Genomic DNA, 23,218 nt, shown 5'->3' with positions numbered 1-23,218 from the left:
CCCGTACGCTGGCGTCGTGTTCGAGAACATCGGCATGCCGGAGATCCTCGTCCTGGTCGTGGCGGGGCTCTTCATCCTGGGCCCGGAACGGCTGCCCGAGGCCGCGGCCTGGGTCGGTCGCGCGGTCCGCCAGATCAAGGAGTTCGCGAGCGGCGCCCAGAACCACCTGAAGAAGGAGCTGGGCCCCGAGTTCGACCAGATCCAGCAGCCGCTCAACGACCTGCGCAGCCTGCGCTCGCTCAACCCGCGGACCGCGATCACCCGGAGCCTGTTCTCCGACGACGTCTCCACCCCGCCGGTCAAGCCCAACGGGTTCGCCCCGGGCCCGGCCGGCAGCGCGGCCACGGCCGGCGCCGCCGCCCTGGGCGGGGCCGCGGCGAGCACCCCGCCCCCGGTCCGTGCGCCGCAGCCGCCGCTGGCCGCGGACGAACGTCCCCCGGTGGACCCGGACGCGACCTGACCCGGCTCCTCCTCCGTACGACGACGGTGCCGCACCCGGCTCGGGTGCGGCGCCGTCGTCGTGGGCGGGGCCGGGTCAGCCCAGCAGCGGCGGGCGGCGCAGGTGGTGCGTGGTCGCGCGCTGGTAGGCGTGCGCGGCGGCCAGCACCGTGGCGTCGGCGTGCCGCGGCCCGACGACCTGCAGCCCCACCGGCAGCCCGGCGGAGGTGAAGCCGCACGGCACCGACGTCGCGGGCTGCTGGGTCATGTTGAACGGGTAGGTGAACGGCGTCCACGACGTCCAGCGCGGGTCGTGCCAGCCCTCGGGGACCTCCCGGCCGCCCTCGAACGCGGTGATCGGCAGCGTCGGGGTGAGCAGCAGGTCGTACTCGGAGTGGAAGGCGCCCATCAGCGTCCCCAGCTCGTTGCGCACGGCCATCGCGCCCAGGTAGTCCAGCGCCGACACCCCGGCGCCCTGCTCGGCGATCTCCACCAGCGCCGGGTCCATGGCCTTCCTGGCCTCGGCGCCGATCGGCTCCAGGGACTTCGCGGCCGCGGCGAACCAGAGCGTGTGGAACGGCTCGATCGGGTCGGCGAAGCCGGGGTCGGCGTTCTCGACGGTCGCGCCGAGCTCACGGGCGAACACCGCGACCGCCTCGGCGACCAGCGCCGCCACCTCCGGGTCGACGTCGACGAACCCGAGGGTGGGGGAGAACGCGATCCGCAGGCCCTGCGCGCCCCCGGCGAGCCGCTCGACGGCGGACTCGCGGGGCACGTCGAACACCCACGGGTCGCGGGTGTCGGGCTGGGCGACGACGTCGTGGAGCAGCGCGGCGTCGTCGACGGTGCGGGTCATCGGGCCGACGTGGGCCAGCGTCCCGAACGCCGAGCCCGGGTAGTGCGCGATGCGGCCGTAGGTCGGCTTGTGCGCGACGGTGCCGGTGAACGCGGCCGGGATGCGGACCGAGCCGCCCGCGTCGGTGCCCAGCGACAGCGGGCCCATCCCCAGCCCGACCGCCGACGCCGAGCCACCGGACGAGCCGCCGGCCGTCCTCGTCGGGTCCCACGGGTTGGTGGTGACGCCGGTCAGCGGCGAGTCGGTCACGCCCTTCCACGCCAGCTCGGGCGTGGTGTTCTTCCCGATCAGCACCGCACCCGCGGCGCGGACCCTGGCCACCGGCGGGCCGTCGACCTCGAACGGCCCGTCCGGTGAGGTCGTCGTCGAGCCGCGGCGGGTGGGCCACCCGATCGTCAGGAGCATGTCCTTGATCGAGGTGGGGACGCCGTCGAGCGGCCCGACCGGCTCCCCGGCCTGCCAGCGCGCCTCGGAGTCCTTCGCCTGCGACAGCGCCGAGTCGGCGTCGACCAGGCAGAACGCGTTCACCGCGCCGTCGTGCGCCTCGATCCGGTCCAGCGCGTCCCGGGTGGCCTGCACCGGCGAGATCTCGCCGCTGCGGTAGCCCACCAGCAGCTCGGTCGCGCTGAGGTCTGCAGTCGTCACAGCAGTCACACCTTTCCTGCGGATGAGCTCACGTACCCGCGTTCGGGGTCCACCACGTTGCGCAGCTCCCGGCCGTCCCGGAAGCGCGCGAGGTTGTCGGCGAACAGCTCGACGAGCATGTCCTTCCAGCCGACGACGTCACCGGACATGTGCGGGGAGAGGAGCACGTGCTCCATCGCCCACAGCGGCGAGGTCGCGGGCAGCGGCTCGACCTCGAACACGTCCAGCGCGGCGCCGGCGAGCCGCCCGGTCGCGAGCGCGTCGGTCAGGTCGTCCTGCACGACGAGCGCGCCCCGGCCGACGTTGACGACCCGCGCCCGCTCGGGCAGCAGGGCGATCGTCCCGGCGTGCAGCATCCCGCGGGTCGCGTCGGTCAGCGGGGCGGCGAGCACCAGGTGGTCGGTGTCGGGCAGCAGGCCGGGCAGCTCGTCGAAGGCGTGCACGCCGTCCGCGGCGCGCCGGCCGACCAGCCGCACCCGCATCCCGACCGCGCCCAGCAGGTCGGCGACGGCGCGCCCGATTGGCCCGCTCCCGACGACCGTCGCGACCTTCCCGGCGACGGTCTCGGTCTCGCGGTGGCGCCAGGTCCGCTCCCGCTGCAACGCGAGCGAGCGGGCGGTGTCCTTGGCGAACGCGATCACCGCGCCGAGCACGAACTCGGCGATCGGGCGGTCGAAGACCCCGCGCGAGTTCGTCAGCGTCGCACCCGAGGCGAGCAGGGCGGGGAAGGCGACCCGGTCGACGCCGGCGCTGGCGGTGTGCACCCAGCGCAGCGCGGCGGTGTCGGTGGCGTCCCAGACGTCCTTGACGGCGTCGGAGGTGAAGTCCCAGGTGAGCAGCACGTCGCTGCCGGGCAGTACGGCGGCGAGCTCGCCGGCGTCGGCGGCGAAGCGGAGACGTGCGTCACCGGCGTGCCGCTCGAGGCCGGGCGGGGTATCCCCGCCGTGCAGCACGGCGACGGTGATGGGGTCCTGACCAGCGAAAACCGGCAACGGGAGATCCTGTCGGTAGGGAGGTCGGGCGGCGTTGACACGCTAGGAAGCGCACCTACGATTGTCAACAATCCGCGTATCGGACAGGGGGATCGGATGACGAAGCTGATCAGGATCGAGCTCGCGAAGCGCGGCGTCGCGTGCACCGCGAGGCTGCTGGAGGCCGAGGCGCCGCGCACCGCCGCGGCGGTCTGGGAGGCGCTGGCGGACGGCCCGCAGGGTGGCGACGCGCAGCACGCCAAGTACGCCCGGAACGAGGTCTACACGATCGTCCCGCGGTTCGGCCCGCGGATCGGGCAGGAGAACCCGACGGTCACGCCCATCCCGGGCGACGTCTGCTACTTCGACTTCCACGGCGGGATGCTCGACAGCGCGTTCAAGGACGACCAGGGCATCGACGCCGCCGAGGGCGGGATCGACCTCGCGATCTTCTACGGGCGCAACAACCTGCTGCTCAACGGCGACGTCGGCTGGGTGCCGGGCAACGTGTTCGCCACCATCGTCGACGGGCTCGACGCGATGGCGACCGCCTGCCACGACGTGTGGCGCGCGGGCAGCGTGGGGGAGCGGCTCGTCTACTCGCGGGCGTCGTGACCCTTGCGGTGACCCGGGTCTCTGTAGGATTGTCGACAACATGAGCACGGTCGGATTCCTCTACCCGGGCTTCTCTGCCGAGGACGACTACCCGCGCGCCGAGAAGCTGCTGACCGACGGCAGCCGGCTCGCCCTCGTCCACACCGAGATGCCCGAGGACGCCCACCGCGAGGACGCGCTGCTCGCCATCGGCGGCGACGAGGTCCTCGCCGACGGCGCGCGCCGGGTCGCCGCGGAGGCGGGCCCGCTGGACGCGGTCGTCTGGGCCTGCACCTCGGGGTCGTTCATCTTCGGCCCCGAGGGCGCCGCCCGGCAGGTCGCGGCGCTGGAACGGGTGTCGGGGGTGCCGACGTCGAGCACGTCGTTCGCCTTCGTCGACGCCTGCCGGCGGCTCGGGATCCGCTCGGTGGCGGTCGGGGCGACCTACCCGCCGGACGTCGCTGGCGCCTTCGTGCACTTCCTGACCCACCACGACATCTCCGTGCACACGCTGTCCGCCCGCGACATCATCACCGCCGCCGAGGTCGGGACGTTGCCGCCGGAGACCGTGCTGGAGTTCGCCGCCGCGGTGGCCTCGGACGCGCCCGGCGCCGACGCGGTGCTGCTGCCCGACACCGCGCTGCACACCGTGGACGTGCTCGACGCGCTGGACGCACGTGTGGGCAGGCCGGTGCTGACCGCGAACCAGGTGAGCATCTGGCAGGGCCTGCGTCTGGCCGGGGCCGACGTCGACCGTCCCGGCCTGGGGACACTGTTCCGGAGAGGGTGAGTCGTGGGCCTGGACGTCTCGGAGCTCGAGCCGGTGAGCCGGCGCTCCACCGCGGAGATCGTCGCCGACCGGATCCGTGCGGCGATCATGCGCGGCACGTTCGCACCGGGCACCCAGCTCGGCGAGGTGGACCTCGCGAACCGGCTGGGGGTGAGCCGCGGCCCGCTGCGCGAGGCGATGCAGCGCCTCGTCGCCGAGGGGCTGCTGCGCAGCGAACGCCACCGCGGCCTGTTCGTGCGCGAGCTCGGGCCCGACGACGTCCGTGACGTCTACCTGGCCCGCACCGCCGTCGAGCGGGCCGCGGCGCTCAAGGTGCTGGAGGGTGACCGGGCGGCCGCCGTCGTCGCGCTGGAGATCCCGCTCGGGGTGATGGCCGCCGCGGCCGAGGCGGGCGACGCCGTGGCCCTCGCCGACGCCGACCACGACTTCCACGCCGCGCTCGTCGCCGCGTCGGGGAGCCCGCGGCTGCGCCGGATGACCGAGGGTCTGCTCGTCGAGACCCGGATGTGTCTCGCCGCGTTCCAGCAGACCGCCCCGCCCGCCCGGGCGCTGCTCGCCGAGCACGAACGGCTGCGCGACGCCCTGCGCGACGGCCGCACGGAGCTGCTGCTCGACCGGCTGGCCGCCCACATGGACGATGCAGTCACCCGCATCCTCGCCGCGATGCCCGGGGCGGCCTGAGCGCCTGTGAACCGCACCGCCGGACACCCCGGGGACTAGTTCGCATACGTAACATGACGGCACGTGGTGGGCGTCCTCGAAGGTTTCCTGGTCATCGGCGTCGTCGTGGTCGTCGGGTACGTCCTCGGCCGCGGAGGCCTGCTCGGTGACCAGGGCTCGAAGGTCCTCGCACGCACCGCCTTCTTCGTCGCGACGCCCGCGCTGCTGTTCACCACGCTCAGCCGTTCGGACGTCGGCGCCGTCCTGTCCTCGGGGCTGGTCGTCACCGCGCTCACCAGCACCCTGGCCTGCCTGCTGTTCGTGCCGGTCGCGCTGCTGCGCCGCCGCCCGGCCGGCGAGGTCGTCGTCGGGTCGATGGCGTCCGGCTACGTCAACGCGGGCAACCTCGGCATCCCGATCGCGGCCTACGTGCTCGGCGACTCCGCCGCCGTCGCCCCGGTGCTGCTGTTCCAGCTCGCGATCCTGACCCCGCTGTTCACGACCCTGATGGACGTCCTCCCCGGCGACGGCCGCGGCGAGCGCCCCGGGTGGGTCCGGGTCGCACTCGCCCCGCTGCGCAACCCGATCGCGATCGCCACCGCCGCCGGGCTGACCGTCTCCGCGACGGGCGTCGTGCTGCCGGAGCCGGTGACCGCCCCGGTCGAGCTGCTCGCCGACCTCGCGGTGCCCGCCATGCTGCTCGCGTTCGGCATCTCCCTGCACGGCGCCCGCCGCCCCGGGACGGGGGAGACCGCGGGCTCGGTGTGGACCGCCGTGCTGATCAAGAACGTGCTGCACCCGCTGATCGCCTGGGCCTTCGCCGCGGGGGTGCTCGGCCTGACCGGCCCGGCGCTGCTCGCCGCGGTGGTGCTGGCCGCCCTGCCCACCGCGCAGAACGTGTTCGGCTACGCCGTGCGCTACGACCGCGCCGTCCCGCTGGCCCGCGACGTGGCGCTGGCCTCGACCGTCGTCGCCGTCCCGGTGCTGCTGGTGATCGCCGCCCTGCTGACCTGACCAGCGCCTTCCTCGTCGCGACGTCCGGCACGAGGGGGTCCTCCGCTCGTCCCTTTGCTCTGCTCACCGATACGCAGCGCCGGCCCCACACCGGCCCCGCGTCGGCGCCGGGAGGCTCCACGGCGCGCCGGCCACCCGCGTCGCGCCTGCGCCGAGATGCAGCCCACCGGGCGGTGGAGATCGACAACTCCCGCTGAGCTGCATCTCGACGCCGCCGACGGCTGTCCGGCCGGCCGCGCGGGCCCGTCCGGGGCCCCGGCGCCGGGGCGGTCCGGGCGCGTGCTGCGTATCGGTGAGCAGAGCAAAGGCGGGCCCGACCGACCCTTGCCCGGACCCACTCGCCCGTGTTTCCCTAGGATTGTCGACAACTCGACAACCCGAGACGCACCACCCTCGACGCATCAGGAGCTGCGAACCCATGGCACAGCTGTCCCCGCTGCTCAAGCAGGCCACCCCGGTCCAGGCCGCCCGCGGTGAGGGCGTCTACCTGTACGACACCGACGGGCGCCGCCACCTCGACTTCACCGCCGGCATCGGCGTCACCTCCACCGGGCACTGCCACCCGACGGTCGTCGCGGCGGCGCAGGAGCAGGTGGCCACGCTGATCCACGGCCAGTACACGACCGTCATGCACCAGCCGCTGCTGACGCTGGTCGAGCGGATGGGCGACGTGCTGCCCGAGGGCATCGACTCGGTGTTCTTCACCAACTCCGGTTCCGAGGCCGTCGAGGCGTCGGTGCGGCTGGCCCGCCAGGCCACCGGCCGGCAGCTGATCGTCGCGTTCGACGGCGGCTTCCACGGCCGCACCATGGGTGCCGCGGCGCTCACCACCTCCGGGGCGAAGATCCGGGCCGGGATCGCCCCGATGATGGGCGGGGTCGCGTTCGCGCCCTTCCCCTACGCCTACCGCTACGGCTGGTCCGAGGAGCAGGCCGTCGCGTTCGCCCTGTCCGAGCTCGACCGGCAGCTGGCGAGCACCGCGCCGGCGTCCGACGTCGCCGCGTTCATCGTCGAGCCGGTGCTCGGCGAGGGCGGCTACGTCCCGACCCCGCCCGCGTTCCTGCACGGGCTGCGCGAGCGCGCCGACCGGCACGGCATCCTGCTGATCGCCGACGAGGTCCAGACCGGCTACGGCCGTACCGGGAAGTTCTGGGGCCACCAGCACGCCGAGGGCCTCACCCCGGACATCATCGTCACCGCCAAGGGGCTCGCGTCCGGCTTCCCGCTCTCGGCCATCGCCGCGCCGAAGGCCCTCATGGAGAAGGCGTGGCCCGGCTCGCAGGGCGGCACCTACGGCGGCAACGCCGTCGCCTGCGCCGCCGCGCTCGCCACGCTCGAGGTCGTGCAGGGCGAGGGTCTGGTCGAGAACGCCCGCGTGCAGGGCGAGAAGCTCCTCGCCGGCGTCCGGGACGCCGCGCAGGGCATCGCCGCCATCGGCGACGTCCGCGGCCGGGGCCTGATGGTCGGCATCGAGTTCGTCGACGCCGACGGCAAGCCCGACGGCGCCACCGCCGCGAAGGTGCACGCCGCGGCCGCCGCGCAGGGCCTGCTCCTGCTGACCTGCGGCGTGTACGGCAACGTCGTCCGGATGATCCCGGCGCTCGTCGTGACCGCCGAGCAGGTCGACGAGGGCCTGGCGCTCTGGACCAAGGCGCTGAACGACGCGCTGTCCTGAGATCCGCCCCGGGGGAACGGACGAGGCCCCGCACACCGGCCGGTGTGCGGGGCCTCGTCGTCGGAGGTGCGGGTCAGCGCCCGACGGGGGAGATGTTCAGGCTCATCCCGGCCAGACCGCGGGCCTTCACGGTCAGCTTCTCCGCGATGGCGTCGAGGGCCTGCGCCGCGGCCGACTCGGGCTTGCCGAGCACGATCGGGGTGCCGGCGTCGCCGCCCTCGCGCAGCGCGACGTCGAGCGGGATCTGGCCCAGCAGCGGCACCGTGGTGCCGACCGTGCGGCTCAGCGAGTCCGCGACGATCTGCCCGCCGCCGGAGCCGAAGATCTCGTTGCGCGAGCCGTCGGGCATCTCCATCCAGGACATGTTCTCCACGACCCCGGCCAGGCGCTGGCGGGTCTGGGTGGAGATCGACCCGGCCCGCTCGGCGACCTCGGCGGCGGCCTGCTGCGGGGTGGTGACGACCAGCAGCTCGGCGTTCGGCACGAGCTGGGCGGTGGAGATAGCCACGTCGCCGGTGCCCGGGGGCAGGTCGAGCAGCAGCACGTCCAGGTCGCCCCAGAACACGTCGGCGAGGAACTGCTGCAGCGCGCGGTGCAGCATCGGGCCACGCCAGACGACCGGGGTGTTGCCGTCGGTGAACATGCCGATCGAGATGACCTTCACGCCGTGCGACTGCGGCGGCATGATCATGTTCTCGATCTTGGTGGGCCGGTCCGCGGCACCGATCATGCGCGGGACCGAGTGGCCGTAGATGTCGGCGTCGACCACGCCGACCTTCATCCCGCGCCGGGCCATGGCCGCGGCCAGGTTGACGGTGACCGAGGACTTGCCGACGCCGCCCTTGCCGGACGCCACGCAGAACACGCGGGTCAGCGAGCCGGGCTGGGCGAAGGGGATGACGGGCTCGTCGGCGTCGCCGCGCAGCGAACGGCGCAGCTCGGTGCGCTGCTCGTCGCTCATCACGTCGAGCTCGACCTCGACCCGCTCGACGCCGGGGACCTTCGAGACCGCCTCGGTGACGCGGGAGGTGATCGTCTCGCGCATCGGGCAGCCCGCGACGGTCAGGTAGACCCCGACGTGGGCGAGGCCGTCGGCGGAGACGTCGACGCTCTTGACCATCCCCAGCTCGGTGATCGGCTTGTGGATCTCCGGGTCCTCGACGGTGCCGAGGGCTGCGCGCACGGCCTCGACGACGGTGCTGGTGCTGCCGGTGACGGACATGGGCTCCTACGACCTCTTTCCTCTCGCGTCACCCCATGCTACGTGGGTGGTTCCGGGGGCTCCGGGTCACCGGCGGTGTCGCCCGGCACGTCCGCGCTGACGAGGTGGTGCGGGTTTCTCTAGCATCCCTGCGATGGACGAGACGAGCGGCACCCCGACGCGCGAGCACCCGGCGCGCCGCCGCGTGGTCCCGACCCCGGCCGAGCTCGCGTCCTGGCGCAGCTTCCTGCGCGCGCACGCGGGCATCACCAAACAGCTCGAGACCGAGCTGGAGGGCGAGCAGCAGCTGTCCCTGGCCGCCTACGACGTGCTGGTCCAGCTGTCCGAGGCGCCCGACCACCGGCTGCGGATGACCGAGCTGGCCGACGCCGTGCTGCTCTCGCGCTCCGGGGTCACCCGGCTCGTCGACCGGCTGGAACGGGTCGGGCTGGTCGCCCGGGCCAAGGTCGCCGACGACGGCCGCGGGGTCACCGCCCGGCTCACCGACACCGGCTACGACCGCCTGCGCACCGCCGCGGTCACCCACCTGCGCGGGGTCCGCGCGCACTTCGTCGAGCGGCTCGACGCCGACGACCTCGCGGCGCTCGAGCGCATCATGGGCCGCCTGGTCCCCTGAACGCCCCCGAGCGCTCAGCGTTCCTTCTTGCGCATCTTCTTCCGGGCACCCGGATCGAGGGGGAGCTCCTCACCACGGCTGCGGGCCACGGCGTCGTCGAGCCGGTCACCCAGCTTCTCCAGCTCGCCGCGCAGGTAGTCCCGGCTCGCGGTCTCCCCGACGGCCAGGCGCAGCGCCGCCAGCTCCCGGGCGAGGAACTCGGTGTCGGCCTTCGTCCGCTCGGCGCGGCGCCGGTCCTCGTCCAGCGCGATCCGGTCCCGGTCGTCCTGCCGGTTCTGGGCCAGCAGGATCAGCGGTGCGGCGTACGCGGCCTGGGTGGAGAACGCCAGGTTGAGCAGGATGAACGGGTACGGGTCCCACTGGATCGACCAGGCGACCAGGTTCAGCGCGATCCACACGACGACGATCACCGTCTGGATCGCGAGGAAGCGGCCCGTCCCGAGGAACCGGGCGATCCGCTCGGAGAAGCGGGCGAAGCCGTCCGGGTCCACCTCGAACCGCCGACGCCCGACGCGCGGCTGGTCCAGCCGCCGTCCGATCCCGGGCTCAGGCACCGTGCACCTCCCCGTCGTGCGTACGGTCGCCGGCGCCGTTCGCGGCCCGCACCGCGCCGCCGTGCACCTCGCCCGGGGCGAGGTCGCGGTCGCGCCAGCCCTGCGGCAGCAGGTGGTCCAGCACGTCGTCGACGGTGACCGCGCCCAGCAGGTGGTCCTCGGCGTCGACGACCGGGCCCGCCACCAGGTTGTAGCTGGCGAAGTAGCGGGTCACCTCGCCGAGCCCCGCCTCGGGCCCCAGCTGCGGCAGGTCGGCGTCGACCATGCCCGCGACCAGCTCGAACGGCGCCGCCCGCAGCAGCTGCTGGGCGTGCACGCAGCCCAGGTAGCGCCCGGTCGGGGTCGCGGTCGGCGGGCGGACGACGAACACCATCGACGCCAGCGCCGGGGGCACCTCCGGGTTGCGCACCCGGGCGAGCGCCTCGGCGACGGTCACGTCCGGCCCCAGCGTGATCGGCTCCGGGGTCATCAGGCCGCCCGCGGTGTCCCACTCGTAGCGCAGCAGGCGGCGCACGGGCTCGGACTCGTCGGGCTCCATGAGCTCCAGCAGCCGCCCGGCCTCGTCGTCGTCGAGCTCGCCGAGCAGGTCCGCCGCGTCGTCCGGGCTCATCGCCTCCAGGACGTCGGCGGCACGGTCGTCGTCGAGGTAGCCGAGCAGCTCGCGCTGGTCGGACTCGGACAGCTCCTCGAACACGTCGGCGAGCCGCTCGTCGTCCAGGGCGTCGACGACGTGGCGCTGCCGGTCGTCGGGCAGCCGCGACAGCGCCGCGGCGACGTCGGCCGGGCGCATCGAGTCGAACACCGCGAGCAGCCGGTCCGCACCCTGCGCGGCGGCGACGTCGAGCCCGGACACGGCCTCCCAGCCGTACACCTCGACCCGCGGCCTGCGCGCCAGCCGGGTCCGCCGGAACCGCAGCGCCACCTTGGTGATCACCCAGTCCCGGGTCCGGCTCGGCTCGACCGCGACGTCGACGACCGAGCCCTCGGTCCCGCCCTCGCGCACGGTCGCGGGGGAGTTGAGCAGCTGCCCGAGCACGAGGGTCTCGTTGGGACGCTGGTCGAACGAGCGCAGGTTCACCGAGCCGCTGGCCAGCGTCACCGCGGTCGGCGCGATGTCGGCGACCCGCAGCATCGGCACGAAGATGCTGCGGCGTGCGGACAGGTCCACGACCAGGCCCAGCACCCGCGGTGGATGACTGTCCACGCGCAGCGACACCACGACGTCGCGGACCTTGCCGATCCGCTCGCCGTCCGGGCCGTAGACGGCCAGGCCGGCCATCCGCGCGACGAACACCCGTACCGAGGCCATGGCGCCGAGACTAGAACCCCCGGCGGTACCGCGGCCGCCCCGGCCGTGTGACTAGGCTCGCCCGCCGTGAACGAGCCGCAGCACGATCCCGGCCAGGACCCCGAACCCCTCCGCTACGACATCGTCGACGTGTTCACCGACCGTCCCTACGCCGGTAACCCGCTGGCCGTCGTGCACGGCGCCGAGGCGCTGTCCACGGCCCGGATGCAGGCGATCGCGCGGGAGTTCAACCTGTCGGAGACGACCTTCCCGCTGGCCCCGACCGGCGACGGCGAGGGCGGTGCGGACTACCGGGTGCGGATCTTCACCCCGCTCTCCGAGCTCGCCTTCGCCGGGCACCCCAGTGTCGGCACGGCCTGGGTGCTGGCCCGCGACGGCGTCATCGGCGAGGGCGACCGCGTGCAGGAGTGCGGCGCCGGGCTGCTGCCCGTGCGGGTCGACGACACCGGCGCCCGGGTGTGGGGCGGCACGCCGTCGGTCGGCGCCGAGCTGAACGCCGTCCGCCTCGCCGCCGCGCTCGGCCTCGGCCCCGACGACGTCGACGGCGCCGCCGTGCCGGGTGTGGCCGGTGCCGGGACCGACTTCGCGATCCTGCTCGTCGTCGCCGGCGCGGTCGCCCGCGCGGTGCCCGACCCCGCGGCACTGGCCGCCGCGGTCGCCGACAGCGGCGCGACCGGGCTGCTCGTCGCCACCGTCGACGCCACCGCCGAGCGGGTCCACGCCCGCATGTTCGGCATCGGGATCGGGGTGCCCGAGGACCCGGCGACGGGCTCGGCCGCCGTCGCGCTCGGGATCTTCCTCGCCGACCGCGGTCTGGTCACCGACGACGGCGAGCACTCCTTCGTCGTGACCCAGGGGGTGGAGATGGGCCGTCCGTCCACGCTCTACGCCGGCGTGCGCACCGAGGGCGGCCGGGCCGTCGGGAGCTGGGTCGGCGGGACCGTCGTCGCGGTGGCCAGGGGCTCCCTGACCCCACCTCCCGAACAGGGGTGACCGACGGGTAACCCCACCTGACCACCGGCGGGTGAGAAACCAATCACCTGGACGGGGCGCCGCGGCCGTCGTCGTGCCAGCATCAGTCCCCAGCCCGAGCGCCCGTGTCGTGACGACGTCGTCGCCGCGACGCGGGCGAGGACGATCTCGACGAGGAGCCCGCCTGTGAGCACCACCCTCCGCGCCCGCCGGTCCTGTCTGGCCGTGCCCGGATCGAGCCAGAAGTTCATCGACAAGGCTCGCACGCTGAACTCCGACCAGGTCTTCCTGGACCTGGAGGACGCCTGCGCCCCGCTGGCCAAGCCGGGTGCCCGGACGACCATCGTCGAGGCGCTGAACGAGGGCGGCTGGGGCGAGAAGATCCGCGTCGTCCGGGTGAACGACTGGACCACCGAGTGGACCTACCGCGACGTCGTCGAGGTCGTCGAGGGCGCCGGCGCCAACCTCGACGCGATCATGCTGCCGAAGGTGCAGACCCCCGAGCAGGTCGTCGCGCTGGACCTGCTGCTGACCCAGATCGAGAAGACCAACGGTCTCGAGGTGGGGAAGATCGGCATCGAGGCGCAGATCGAGAACGCGCTGGGCCTGACCAACGTCAACGCCATCGCCACCGCGTCGCCGCGGGTCGAGACGATCATCTTCGGCCCGGCCGACTTCATGGCCTCGATCAACATGAAGTCCCTGGTCGTCGGCGAGCAGCCCCCCGGCTACGACGTGGGCGACGCCTACCACCACATCCTCATGTCGATCCTGATGGCGGCCCGCGCGCACGACAAGCAGGCCATCGACGGGCCGTACCTGCAGATCAAGGACGTCGACGGGTTCCGCCGGGTCGCCGGCCGCTCCGCGGCCCTGGGCTTCGACGGCAAGTGGGTCCTGCACCCCGGCCAGATCGACGCCGCCAACGAGACCTTCTCCCCGGCGCAGAGCGACTACGACCACGCCGAGAACATCCTCGACGCCTACGAGTACTTCACCTCCGAGGCCGGCGGGAAGCGCGGCGCGGCGATGATCGGCGACGAGATGATCGACGAGGCCAGCCGCAAGATGGCGCTGGTGATCTCGGGCAAGGGCCGGGCCGCGGGCATGACCCGCACCGACAAGTGGACCCCGCCGGAGGCCTGAGCCCCGACCGCCCGCCACCGACGACGCTCACCGAGGAGTAACCAGCATGGCCCGGCTCGCCCAGACCGCCGGTCTGACCGACATCCAGACCGAGATCCTGTCCACCGTCCGCAGCTTCGTGGACAAGGAGATCATCCCGCACGCGACGGCCCTGGAGCACGCGGACACCTACCCGCAGGACATCGTCGACGGGATGAAGGAGATGGGGCTGTTCGGCCTCATGATCCCGGAGGAGTACGGCGGCCTCGGCGAGTCGCTGCTCACCTACGCCCTGGTCGTGGAGGAGATCGCCCGCGGCTGGATGAGCGTCTCCGGCGTGATCAACACCCACTTCATCGTGGCGTACATGCTCCGCCAGCACGGCACGCAGGCGCAGAAGGAGAAGTACCTGCCGCGGATGGCCACGGGCGAGACCCGCGGCTCGTTCTCGATGTCCGAGCCGGACCTCGGCTCCGACGTGGCGGCGATCAAGACCCGCGCGAAGCAGGACGGCGACGACTACGTCATCGACGGCGCCAAGATGTGGCTGACCAACGGTGGCACGTCGAACCTGACCGCGGTGCTGGTGAAGACCGACGAGGGCGCCGAGCGCCCGCACCAGAACCTGACGACCTTCCTCGTCGAGAAGCCCACCGGCTACGGCGAGGTCGCTCCCGGCCTCGTCGTCCCGGGCAAGATCGACAAGATGGGTTACAAGGGGGTCGACACCACCGAGCTGGTGTTCAAGGGCCACCGGATCTCCGGTGAGCAGATCCTCGGCGGGGAGCGCGGCAAGGGCTTCGCGCACATGATGGACGGCGTCGAGGTCGGCCGCGTGAACGTCGCCGCCCGTGCCTGCGGCATCGCGATCCGGGCCTTCGAGCTGGGCGTCGAGTACGCCCAGCAGCGCTCGACCTTCGGCAAGCCGATCGTCCAGCACCAGGCGATCGCGTTCAAGATCGCCGAGATGGCGACCAAGGTCGAGGCCGCGCACCTGATGATGGTCAACGCCGCACGGCTGAAGGACCGCGGCGAGCGCAACGACGTCGAGGCCGGCATGGCCAAGATGCTCGCCTCGGAGTACTGCAAGGAGGTCACCGAGGAGGCGTTCCGCATCCACGGCGGCTACGGCTACTCCAAGGAGTACGAGATCGAGCGCCTCATGCGCGAGGCGCCGTTCCTGCTCATCGGCGAGGGCACCTCGGAGATCCAGAAGACGATCATCTCCCGGGGTCTGCTGCGCGACTACAAGCTGCGCTGACCGCACCCGCGGCCACGGCCCCGTACCCCGTCCCGGGGTGCGGGGCCGTGTCGTCCGGTCGGTGGGGTGTGACCTGCGGCTCCGCGACTAGTGTTCGGGGCACGTCGCGGTCCGGTCGAACGTTGCACCGACGACGAGACAGGACATCTTCTACGAGGAGCACGCCATGACCAACCCCTTCGGCGGCCAGACTCGTCCGGCTCCGGGCCTGCCGCAGCTGCCCACTCCGCCGACCGGGTGGCCGGTGGGCTCCTACGCCACCTACGAGGAGGCGCAGCGGGCCGTCGACCACCTCGCCGACTCCGACTTCCCGGTCGCCGACGTGACGATCGTCGGCGTCGACCTGATGCTCGTCGAGCGGGTCATCGCCCGCCTGACCTGGGGCCGGGTGCTCGCCTCCGGTGCGGCGCAGGGCGCCTGGCTGGGTCTGTTCGTCGGTGTCCTGCTGTTCGTGTTCTCCCCGGACGGCAACTTCCTGCCCATCGTCGTCGGTCTGGTGTCCGGCGCGGTGTTCTTCATGGCCTTCGCCGCGGTCAGCTACAGCGCGAGCAAGGGCCGCCGGGACTTCCAGTCCGCCAGCCAGATGGTGGCGGGGCGCTACGACGTCCTGTGCGAGCCGCGCAACGCCGAGCGGGCCCGCGAGATGCTGGCCAAGCTGGCGATGGGCGGCCCCGGCGGGGGCTTCTGACCGGCTCCCGGCCCGCCCGCACGACCCCGTGGCCGTCGTCACCCGACCGGGTGGCGGCGGCCGTCGTGCGTCGGCAAGCGGACATCTGTTCCCACACGGCACACCGCCTCCTATAGTTCGCGCGTCGGACATATCGGAGGGGCGCGATGACACAGGTGTCGGGCGGACCGGCGGAGCGTGAGCTCCCGCCGGCGGCGGTGGACGAGGAGGTGCTCCTCGCCGAACAGCGGACGTGGACACCGTTGAAGATCGCGGTGTGGGCGGGCATCGCCCTGCTGGGCGGTCTGGCGTGGGTGATGCTCGCGCTGGTGCGCGGGGAGACGGTCAACGCGATCTGGTTCGTGTTCGCCGCGGTGAGCACCTACGCGATCGCGTACCGGTTCTACTCCCGCTACATCGAGAACAAGCTGCTGCGCCCGGACGACCGGCGCGCCACCCCGGCCGAGTACAAGGAGAACGGCCAGGACTTCCTGCCGACCGACCGGCGGGTCCTCTACGGCCACCACTTCGCCGCGATCGCCGGTGCCGGTCCGCTGGTCGGACCGGTCCTGGCCGCGCAGATGGGGTACCTGCCCGGCACGATCTGGATCATCGTCGGCGTCATCGTCGCCGGCGCGGTCCAGGACTACCTGGTGCTGTTCTTCTCGATGCGCCGCGGCGGCCGCTCGCTGGGCCAGATGGCCCGCGAGGAGCTCGGCCGGGTCGGCGGGATCGCGGCGATCATCGCGACCCTCGCCATCATGATCATCCTGATCGCGGTGCTCACGCTGGTCGTGGTGAACGCGCTCGGGGAGAGCCCGTGGGGCGTCTTCTCGGTGGCGCTGACCATCCCGATCGCCCTGTTCATGGGCGTCTACCTGCGGTACCTGCGGCCCGGGAAGGTCTCCGAGGTCTCCTGGATCGGCTTCGTGCTGCTGATCGGCGCGATCGTCGCCGGCGGCTGGGTCTCCGAGACCGGCTGGGGCCAGGCGCTGTTCACCCTGGACCGGACCACCATCGCCTGGGGCGTGATCGTCTACGGCTTCGTGGCCGCAGTGCTCCCGGTCTGGCTGCTGCTCGCCCCGCGCGACTACCTGTCGACGTTCATGAAGATCGGCACGATCGTGCTGCTCGCGGTGGCGATCATCGTCGTCCGCCCCGAGCTCGCGGCGCCCGCGTTCAGCGAGTTCGCCGGCCGGGACGACGGCCCCGTCGTCGCCGGGTCGCTGTTCCCGTTCCTGTTCGTGACGATCGCCTGCGGCGCGCTGTCCGGCTTCCACGCCCTGATCTCCTCGGGCACCACGCCCAAGCTGGTCGAGAAGGAGCGCCAGACCCGCTTCATCGGCTACGGCGGCATGCTCATGGAGTCCTTCGTGGCGATCATGGCGCTGGTCGCGGCGCTGTCGATCGACCGCGGGCTCTACTTCGCGATGAACGTCCCCGCGTCGCTGACCGAGGGCACCGTCGAGGGCGCGGCCGCATTCGTGAACTCGCTCGGCCTGATGAACGTCAACGTCACCCCCGACCAGCTCGCGACGACCGCGGCGCTGGTCGGCGAGGAGTCGATCGTCTCCCGCACCGGGGGTGCGCCGACGCTGGCGGTCGGCCTGGCGAACATCATGCAGCAGTTCATCGGCGGGCCCGGGATGATGAGCTTCTGGTACCACTTCGCGATCATGTTCGAGGCGCTGTTCATCCTCACCGCCGTCGACGCCGGCACCCGGGTGGCGCGCTTCATGCTGCAGGACGCGATCGGCACCGTCGCCCCGAAGTTCAAGGACACCTCGTGGCGGCCGGCCGCCTGGATCTGCACCGGGCTGATGGTCGGTGCCTGGGGCGCGATCCTGCTGATGGGCGTGACCGACCCGCTGGGCGGGATCAACACGCTCTTCCCGCTGTTCGGCATCGCGAACCAGCTGCTGGCGGCGATCGCGCTCGCGGTCTGCCTGGCGATCGCGGCCCGGCGCGGGCACGTGCGCTACCTGTGGATCATCGTCGTGCCGCTGGCGTTCGCCGCCGTCGTGACGGTCACGGCGTCGATGTACAAGATCTTCTCCTCGAACCCGAAGATCGGGTACTGGGCGCAGCACTTCGCCTTCCGGGAGGCCATCGCGTCCGGGGAGACGAGCTTCGGCACCGCGGGCACCCCGCAGGCGATGGCGGCCGTCGTCCGCAACACCTTCGTCCAGGGCACGCTGTCGATCCTGTTCGTGACGCTCGCGATCGTCGTGATCGTCGCCGCGGTCCTGGCCGCCTGGAGGTCGATCTCGATGGGCGGCCGCCCGGACAACGAGGAGGAGCCGGTGCCCTCGCGGCTCTACGCCCCGGCCGGCCTGGTCGCGACCCCGGCGGAGAAGGAGCTGGAGAAGCAGTGGACCGAGACGGTCGGCACCCCGGCCCGGTCGGGGCACTGACCGTGGCGGCACCGACCGTGGCGGCCACGACGCTGGCCCGGCTGCGGGCGCTGCACGGCTGGTGGCGCGGGGTGATCGGGGCGGACCTGTACGACCGCTACCTCGACCACCACCGTCGCAGCGGGCACGACCACCCGCCGATGACCGAGCGGGAGTACTGGCGGGCCCGCACCGCGTACCAGGAGAGCAACCCGCAGGGCCGCTGCTGCTGAGGCGGCACCCCGCCTCCGGCCGGACCCGCTGCGCCGCACGGGTGGCCGGGGCTCCACGTTCGGCCCAGCGCGCCCTCCCGGGTGGGTGTCACACCCCACCGGGGAGGGCGCGTCGGGTTCCGGACACGGGCCGCTGCGGGCAGGATCAGGCCCCGTGAGCGGCGAGGCGTGGCAGGAGAGCGACCAGATCCGCCCGGCCACGGTGCACCGTGCCTACGGGCGGGGTGCCGCGGGCTTCGACGCCTTCGTCGCGACCCTGCCGGGCTACCGCACCCACCTGCGGGTGTCGGCGTCGCGGATGGGCCTGGGCGACGGCCACGGTCTGCGTCTGCTCGACGCCGGCTGTGGGACCGGGGTGTCCACCGAGGCGCTGCTGACCAGCGTCGGGGGTGCCGAGGTGGTCGCGGTCGACGCGTCCGCGGAGATGCTCGCCGTCGCCCGGAAGAAGAACTGGTCGCCCCGGGTGACGTTCGTGCACTCCCGGCTGGAGACCCTCGCCGAGGCCGGCATCGAGGGCCCGTTCGACGGGATCCTCGCGTCCTTCCTGGTGTCCAACCTGCCCGACGCCGAGCACGGCCTGCGCCGGCTGCTGAGCCTGCTCGCGCCCGGCGCCCCGCTGGCGGTGCACGACTACGCCGTCGGCGGCCGGAGCCGGATGCGCTGGACGACGGCGAACTGGACCTGGATGCTCCCGATGGCCTCGCTGCGCTGGGGGGCCGCGGACCTCGCCCGGTACCGGGCCAGGCGGATCGCGACGGCCGGTGGGCCCGAGCAGATGGTGCACCGGATGGAACGGGCCGGGTTCGACGACGTCCGCGTCCAGACCGTCGGCGGGGTCCAGCAGCACCTCGTGCACACGTTCCTGGGACGGCGCCCCGACGAGCCCGACGTGGTGGGGGAGCGCCAGGAACGCCGCGCCCGCCGCTCGGCCATCGCCGCCGCGGGGTGGCGGCCCCTCCGGGACGAGCCCGCCCCGGCTCCCGAGGACACGACCGAGCCCGTCGACGAGGGCGGCCCCGAGGACCCCGGCTACGCCGAGACGCTCCCGGAGCAGGTGCTCGAGGGCGACGGGGTCGAGGTGGGGGAGGGCGACGCCGACGTCGCCGCGGACCCGGACCCGTCCGGTGCGGCGCCCACGGGCCCCGACGGCCCCGCCGACCGTGACGGCGCCGACCGCACGCCGGGCGAGCGGTCCGGCGCCGACGGTGCGCCGGGTGACCGCGATGCCGGTGTCCCCGCCGCGATCGACCCCGACCGGGGTGTGCCCGGTGCGGTGGACGACCCCGCCCCCGCCGAGGACGACGACCCGGACACGCGCCCGCGCGGCCACGCCGTCGCCCGGGCGCTGCGGTACGGGCTGCCGGGCTCCCGTCCCGACCCCTCCGACCCCGGCGCCGCCGAATCCGACCCCGGCGCCGCCGAAGCCGACCCCGGTGCCGTCGGACCCGACCGCGGCGCTGCCGAGCCCGGACCCGCCGGACCCGGCGCCACGGGCCCCCGGCGCCCCACACCCGGCCCCCGCCCGCGTCGCCCGGTCGGGCTCCGGCGCCCCGGCCCTCCGCGGCCGCGACCCGGGGACGCGCCCCCGCCCGCCGGGGACGACGACGAGCCGCCGACCCCGCCGACGGGCACCCGCCGGGTCTGACCGGCGGGACCGACCCCGTCGACGGGCACCCGTCGGGTCCGACCGGCGGGCGTCCCGGGCCTACAGCCAGCCGTTGCGGCGGAAGTTGCGGTACAGCAGCCCGCACAGCGTCGCGATGACGATCAGGACCATCGGGTAGCCGAAGTCCCAGTGCAGCTCGGGCATCGAGTCGAAGTTCATGCCGTAGACGCCGGCGATCATCGTCGGCACCGAGATCAGGCCCGCGTAGGCGGTGATCTTCCGCATGTCGTTGTTCTGCCGCATGCTGATCTTCGCGAGGACCGCGTCGACCAGGGTGGTCAGCAGCTCGTTGAAGCCGGCCACCTGCTCGGCGACGCCACCGAGGTGGTCGTCGACGTCGCGGAAGTACGACCGCACGTCGTGCGGGACCAGCGCGCTGTAGCCCTCGGCGAGCTTGCGCATCGGTCCGACCAGCGGCATCACCGCACGGCGCAGGTCGAGGATCTCGCGCTTCATGACGTAGATCTGCTCGGGGTTCATCGTCGAGCGCGGCGAGAACACCTCGGCCTCGACGGCGTCGATGTCGTCCTCGATCTGCCCGCAGACCTCGATGTAGGAGTCGACGACGTGGTCGGCGATCGCGTGCAGCACCGCGGCCGGGCCGAGGGACAGCTGCTCCGGGTCGTCCTCGAGCCGTCGCCGGACCTCCCGCAGGCCGGTGTGGCGGCCGTGCCGGACGGTCACGACGAAGTCGCGCCCGAGGAAGGCCATGACCTCACCGGTCTCGACGATCTCGTTCGACGTCGTCGGGTCGGCGTGCCCGACGTAGCGGACGGTCTTGAGCACCATGAACAGCGTGTCGTCGTAGCGCTCGAGCTTGGGGCGGTTGTGCGCGTGCACCGCGTCCTCGACGGCGAGCTCGTGCAGCCCGTAGGTCTCGGCGACGCCGGAGATCTGCTCCTCGTCCGGCTCGTGCAGCCCGATCCAGACGAAGCCCTCACCGCGCTCGCGGACCTCGGCGATCGCCTCGTCGTGGGTCCAGCGGCCGGGGAGCCGCCGGCCGTCGACGTAGACGGCGCAGTCGACGACGTAGGCGGACAGCGGGACGCGCAGCCGGACGGGCGGGCTCGCGGCGGCCCGCGCCGCGGCGCGCTCGGCGCGGCGGGACGGGCGGATGGTGGGGCGGAGCTGGGAGAGCGAGGGCATCACGAGGACCACCTCCGGGCGTGCCGGTGCGGCTCGGGGGCGAGCGGCACCGGGGAACGGTGCGACCGCGCAGGGCGGCCGCCGGGCCGGAACTCGCCTCCCGCCGGGATCAGCCCGTGACGTACTCCGGGGCCGTGTGCAGCGGGAGGCGGCACCTACTGCTCGCCGGTGTCTGGGACTCGGACACCGCACTCACCTCCCTGCTGTTCGGCGGACGTCCTGTGTCTCGTCCGTGCGCCCGTGGACGTCACTGTGATGTGACATCCCCGACCGCGCACGTGTGAGCCGGACCGCCCTTCCTCGCGCGGGCCACCGGATAGATTACTCCCGCAACGAATCGACAGCGTGATGGGAGCGTGAACGGTGCAGTTCGGGCGCTACTACGAGGAGTTCGAGGTCGGTGCCGTCTACAAGCACTGGCCCGGCAAGACGGTCACCGAGTACGACGACCACCTGTTCTGCCTCCTCACCATGAACCACCACCCGCTGCACATGGATGCGCACTACGCGGAGGAGACGACCGACTTCGGCAAGAACGTCGTGGTCGGCAACTACATCTACTCGCTGCTGCTGGGGATGTCCGTCGCCGACGTCTCCGGCAAGGCGATCGCCAACCTCGAGGTCGAGTCGCTCAAGCACACGAAGCCGACCTTCCACGGCGACACGATCTACGGCGAGACCACGGTCCTCGACAAGACCGAGTCGAAGTCGAAGGACGACCGCGGAGTCGTCCACGTCGAGACGATCGGCTACAAGCAGGACGGCACCGTCGTGTGCACCTTCCGCCGCAAGGTCATGGTGCCCAAGCGGTCCTACGGCGACAGCCGCGGCGGGGAGCAGCCCGGCCGCCCCACGCCGCAGGTCTGACCCGCGGCACACCACGCCGGCACCGGCCCCCGACTCCGTCCCGGAGCGGGGGCCGTCGTGTGTCACCCACACGCATACCGCGGGGCCGGACGGGCACCCGCCGTGGCGGTCAGGTCCGGGGCAGGCAGTCCCAGCCGTCGAGGGTCTCGGTGAGGCCCTCGACGACGGCCAGCGCCGCGTAGTCCGCACGGTCGACGAACCGGGCGTCGGTGGCGTCGTCGCCGGCCCGCGGGGTGCGGTCGCCGGTCGCGAGGGTGCAGACGTAGTCGGCGATCCGGTACGGGCCGCGGAGGACGACCCCGGCCAGGCGCCCGGGGACGACCGTCAGACCGGTCTCCTCGGCGAGCTCGCGGACCACGGCCTCGTGCTCGCTCTCGCCCGCCTCGACCCGGCCGCCGGGGACCGACCAGAGCCCCCGACCAGGCTCGTTCGCCCTGCGGACGAGCAGCAATCGTCCGTCCGGGTCGAACACGATTCCACCCACGCAGGCGACGTGTCGGCTACTGTCGGTCATCCGGAACGACGGTACGCTGCTCGGGTGCCGGTACCGGGGCCAGTCGGCCCTCCGGTACCAATGACATGTCTGTGTGTCCGACACACCGAGAAACGGGTGGGCAGGGAACGTGAAGAAGATCCTGATCCTGGTAGCGGTGGCGCTGGGGATCTTCCTGGTGATCACCAATCCCAATGGTGCAGCCGGTTCGGTCTCGAACGTGGGCAACATCCTCTACGACGCGGCGCAGTCCGTCTCGACCTTCGTCACCAACCTGATCTGAGCCCGTGCTCGCGCCCCGGGAGATCGACGAGTATCTGCTCCCCACGGAGCGGCGCGTCATCCGTGTGCGCCAGCACTGGGCGGTGATGGTCAAGCACATCTGGCAGACGGCGCTGTTCATCATCGTGGTGATCGGTGTCGAGCAGCTGCTCGACCGGCCCGGGATCGACCCGGTGCTGGACGTCGTGATCGACAACCTGGCGTTCTACCTGGTCGTCGTCGCGGTCCTGCGCTACACGGCGCTGTCGATCCTGTGGTGGATCGAGCGGATCGTGATCACCGACAAGCGGGTGATGATCGCCCAGGGGATCATCGTGCACAACGTCGGCATGATGCCCCTGGGCAAGGTCACCGACCTGACGTTCCAGCGTTCGCTGTCCGGGCGCATGCTCGGCTACGGGACGATGGTCGTCGAGTCCGCGGGCCAGATCCAGGCGCTGAACCGCATCGACTACATGCCGCGCCCCGAGGAGATCTACGAGGCGCTCTCCGAGCTGGTCTTCGGGGAGAAGGGCAAGACCCGCGCGACCGGCATGCTCGCCAAACCGCGCTGGCGGCGCTGACCCGCCGCCACCTCCCCCGGGAGCGCCGCACCGGCGCCCGGAACGGCCGTCCCGACGCGGGGCCGCGCACCGTGCGCGGCCCCGCGTCGTCGTGTGCGCGCCCGGCGTCCGGGGTGCGGTCGCGGGCCCGGGGCACTTGACGTACGCCGGCAGCGCCTTATCGTTCACGGAACGAATCAATCGTTCAGTGAACGAGAAGGGGTGGG

24 protein-coding genes are annotated in these 23,218 nt (G+C 72.9%); 17 read left to right on the top strand and 7 right to left on the bottom strand.

The window, feature by feature from the left end:
* The first annotated feature begins 16 nt into the window (after positions 1 to 16).
* Positions 17 to 460 (top strand): Sec-independent protein translocase protein TatB, encoded by a 444-nt coding sequence (tatB, locus tag DMP17_RS21810; RefSeq protein WP_337830444.1) that lies wholly within the window; start codon positions 17 to 19, stop codon positions 458 to 460.
* 75 nt (positions 461 to 535) lie between these two features.
* On the opposite strand, the gene DMP17_RS21805 is transcribed toward tatB, so the two are convergent.
* Together DMP17_RS21805 and DMP17_RS21800 are read right to left on the bottom strand one after the other, a co-directional pair.
* Entirely contained in the window at positions 536 to 1,939 is a 1,404-nt protein-coding gene (locus tag DMP17_RS21805; RefSeq protein WP_337830443.1) for an amidase, read from the bottom strand.
* A 5-nt stretch (positions 1,940 to 1,944) separates the two neighbouring features.
* The gene (locus DMP17_RS21800; RefSeq protein ID WP_337830442.1) at positions 1,945 to 2,931 is read right to left on the bottom strand and encodes a D-2-hydroxyacid dehydrogenase; all 987 of its coding nucleotides are present in this window, start codon (positions 2,929 to 2,931) and stop codon (positions 1,945 to 1,947) included.
* A 96-nt stretch (positions 2,932 to 3,027) separates the two neighbouring features.
* Between DMP17_RS21800 and DMP17_RS21795 the strand changes: the two genes are divergently transcribed.
* The 5 genes from DMP17_RS21795 to DMP17_RS21775 all read left to right on the top strand — a co-directional run bounded on the left by DMP17_RS21795 (position 3,028) and on the right by DMP17_RS21775 (position 7,643).
* On the top strand, positions 3,028 to 3,525 hold the full coding sequence (locus DMP17_RS21795) for a DUF3830 family protein (RefSeq protein WP_337830441.1): 498 nt from the start codon (positions 3,028 to 3,030) through the stop codon (positions 3,523 to 3,525).
* A gap of 40 nt (positions 3,526 to 3,565) precedes the next feature.
* Complete coding sequence (locus DMP17_RS21790; RefSeq protein ID WP_337830440.1) at positions 3,566 to 4,294, top strand: maleate cis-trans isomerase family protein; 729 nt, start codon at positions 3,566 to 3,568, stop codon at positions 4,292 to 4,294.
* 9 nt (positions 4,295 to 4,303) lie between these two features.
* Positions 4,304 to 4,975: a GntR family transcriptional regulator gene (locus DMP17_RS21785; protein WP_202416334.1), complete on the top strand. Its 672-nt coding sequence runs from the start codon at positions 4,304 to 4,306 to the stop codon at positions 4,973 to 4,975.
* Between the two features lie 63 nt (positions 4,976 to 5,038).
* A complete protein-coding gene (locus DMP17_RS21780; RefSeq protein WP_226367165.1) occupies positions 5,039 to 5,968 on the top strand; it encodes an AEC family transporter in 930 nt (309 codons plus the stop codon).
* Between the two features lie 418 nt (positions 5,969 to 6,386).
* Complete coding sequence (locus DMP17_RS21775) at positions 6,387 to 7,643, top strand: aspartate aminotransferase family protein (protein ID WP_208819275.1); 1,257 nt, start codon at positions 6,387 to 6,389, stop codon at positions 7,641 to 7,643.
* A gap of 73 nt (positions 7,644 to 7,716) precedes the next feature.
* Here the strand turns inward: DMP17_RS21775 and DMP17_RS21770 are convergent, their stop codons facing one another.
* Positions 7,717 to 8,865 (bottom strand): Mrp/NBP35 family ATP-binding protein, encoded by a 1,149-nt coding sequence (locus tag DMP17_RS21770; protein WP_062400483.1) that lies wholly within the window; start codon positions 8,863 to 8,865, stop codon positions 7,717 to 7,719.
* A 133-nt stretch (positions 8,866 to 8,998) separates the two neighbouring features.
* Here DMP17_RS21770 and DMP17_RS21765 point away from each other — a divergent pair, with 133 nt between their 5' ends.
* Positions 8,999 to 9,481 (top strand): MarR family winged helix-turn-helix transcriptional regulator, encoded by a 483-nt coding sequence (locus DMP17_RS21765; RefSeq protein WP_226367164.1) that lies wholly within the window; start codon positions 8,999 to 9,001, stop codon positions 9,479 to 9,481.
* 14 nt (positions 9,482 to 9,495) lie between these two features.
* On the opposite strand, the gene DMP17_RS21760 is transcribed toward DMP17_RS21765, so the two are convergent.
* A complete protein-coding gene (locus DMP17_RS21760) occupies positions 9,496 to 10,035 on the bottom strand; it encodes a DUF1003 domain-containing protein (protein WP_337830439.1) in 540 nt (179 codons plus the stop codon).
* Positions 10,028 to 11,344, bottom strand: a complete 1,317-nt coding sequence (locus tag DMP17_RS21755; protein WP_226355321.1) for a magnesium transporter MgtE N-terminal domain-containing protein — start codon at positions 11,342 to 11,344, stop codon at positions 10,028 to 10,030. The genes DMP17_RS21760 and DMP17_RS21755 overlap by 8 nt, the downstream gene beginning before the upstream one ends.
* Before the next feature lie 66 nt (positions 11,345 to 11,410).
* Between DMP17_RS21755 and DMP17_RS21750 the strand changes: the two genes are divergently transcribed.
* The 7 genes from DMP17_RS21750 to DMP17_RS21720 all read left to right on the top strand — a co-directional run bounded on the left by DMP17_RS21750 (position 11,411) and on the right by DMP17_RS21720 (position 19,640).
* Positions 11,411 to 12,337 (top strand): PhzF family phenazine biosynthesis protein, encoded by a 927-nt coding sequence (locus DMP17_RS21750; protein WP_226355322.1) that lies wholly within the window; start codon positions 11,411 to 11,413, stop codon positions 12,335 to 12,337.
* A 165-nt stretch (positions 12,338 to 12,502) separates the two neighbouring features.
* On the top strand, positions 12,503 to 13,462 hold the full coding sequence (locus tag DMP17_RS21745) for an HpcH/HpaI aldolase/citrate lyase family protein (RefSeq protein ID WP_226355323.1): 960 nt from the start codon (positions 12,503 to 12,505) through the stop codon (positions 13,460 to 13,462).
* 46 nt (positions 13,463 to 13,508) lie between these two features.
* The gene (locus DMP17_RS21740; protein ID WP_226355324.1) at positions 13,509 to 14,702 is read left to right on the top strand and encodes an acyl-CoA dehydrogenase family protein; all 1,194 of its coding nucleotides are present in this window, start codon (positions 13,509 to 13,511) and stop codon (positions 14,700 to 14,702) included.
* 166 nt (positions 14,703 to 14,868) lie between these two features.
* Positions 14,869 to 15,390: a general stress protein gene (locus DMP17_RS21735; RefSeq protein ID WP_062400497.1), complete on the top strand. Its 522-nt coding sequence runs from the start codon at positions 14,869 to 14,871 to the stop codon at positions 15,388 to 15,390.
* 146 nt (positions 15,391 to 15,536) lie between these two features.
* Positions 15,537 to 17,783, top strand: coding sequence for a carbon starvation CstA family protein (locus DMP17_RS21730; RefSeq protein WP_337830438.1), 2,247 nt, complete (start codon positions 15,537 to 15,539; stop codon positions 17,781 to 17,783).
* Positions 17,741 to 17,995 (top strand): YbdD/YjiX family protein, encoded by a 255-nt coding sequence (locus DMP17_RS21725; protein ID WP_226367158.1) that lies wholly within the window; start codon positions 17,741 to 17,743, stop codon positions 17,993 to 17,995. Before DMP17_RS21730 ends, DMP17_RS21725 begins: the two co-directional genes overlap by 43 nt.
* Before the next feature lie 154 nt (positions 17,996 to 18,149).
* Complete coding sequence (locus DMP17_RS21720) at positions 18,150 to 19,640, top strand: methyltransferase domain-containing protein (protein ID WP_337830437.1); 1,491 nt, start codon at positions 18,150 to 18,152, stop codon at positions 19,638 to 19,640.
* Positions 19,641 to 19,700: 60 nt separating this feature from the next.
* On the opposite strand, the gene corA is transcribed toward DMP17_RS21720, so the two are convergent.
* Entirely contained in the window at positions 19,701 to 20,807 is a 1,107-nt protein-coding gene (gene corA / locus DMP17_RS21715) for a magnesium/cobalt transporter CorA (RefSeq protein ID WP_337832710.1), read from the bottom strand.
* A 363-nt stretch (positions 20,808 to 21,170) separates the two neighbouring features.
* Here corA and DMP17_RS21710 point away from each other — a divergent pair, with 363 nt between their 5' ends.
* A complete protein-coding gene (locus DMP17_RS21710; RefSeq protein ID WP_337830436.1) occupies positions 21,171 to 21,674 on the top strand; it encodes a MaoC family dehydratase in 504 nt (167 codons plus the stop codon).
* A 109-nt stretch (positions 21,675 to 21,783) separates the two neighbouring features.
* On the opposite strand, the gene DMP17_RS21705 is transcribed toward DMP17_RS21710, so the two are convergent.
* Complete coding sequence (locus DMP17_RS21705) at positions 21,784 to 22,188, bottom strand: NUDIX hydrolase (protein ID WP_337830435.1); 405 nt, start codon at positions 22,186 to 22,188, stop codon at positions 21,784 to 21,786.
* Between the two features lie 109 nt (positions 22,189 to 22,297).
* Here DMP17_RS21705 and DMP17_RS21700 point away from each other — a divergent pair, with 109 nt between their 5' ends.
* Complete coding sequence (locus DMP17_RS21700) at positions 22,298 to 22,450, top strand: hypothetical protein (RefSeq protein WP_167379107.1); 153 nt, start codon at positions 22,298 to 22,300, stop codon at positions 22,448 to 22,450.
* A gap of 4 nt (positions 22,451 to 22,454) precedes the next feature.
* Complete coding sequence (locus DMP17_RS21695; RefSeq protein WP_226355330.1) at positions 22,455 to 23,012, top strand: PH domain-containing protein; 558 nt, start codon at positions 22,455 to 22,457, stop codon at positions 23,010 to 23,012.
* Positions 23,013 to 23,218 lie beyond the last annotated feature (206 nt).

It is taken from the genome of Pseudonocardia sp. TMWB2A (assembly GCF_017312135.1).
This window is presented reverse-complemented; position numbering and strand designations above follow the sequence as displayed.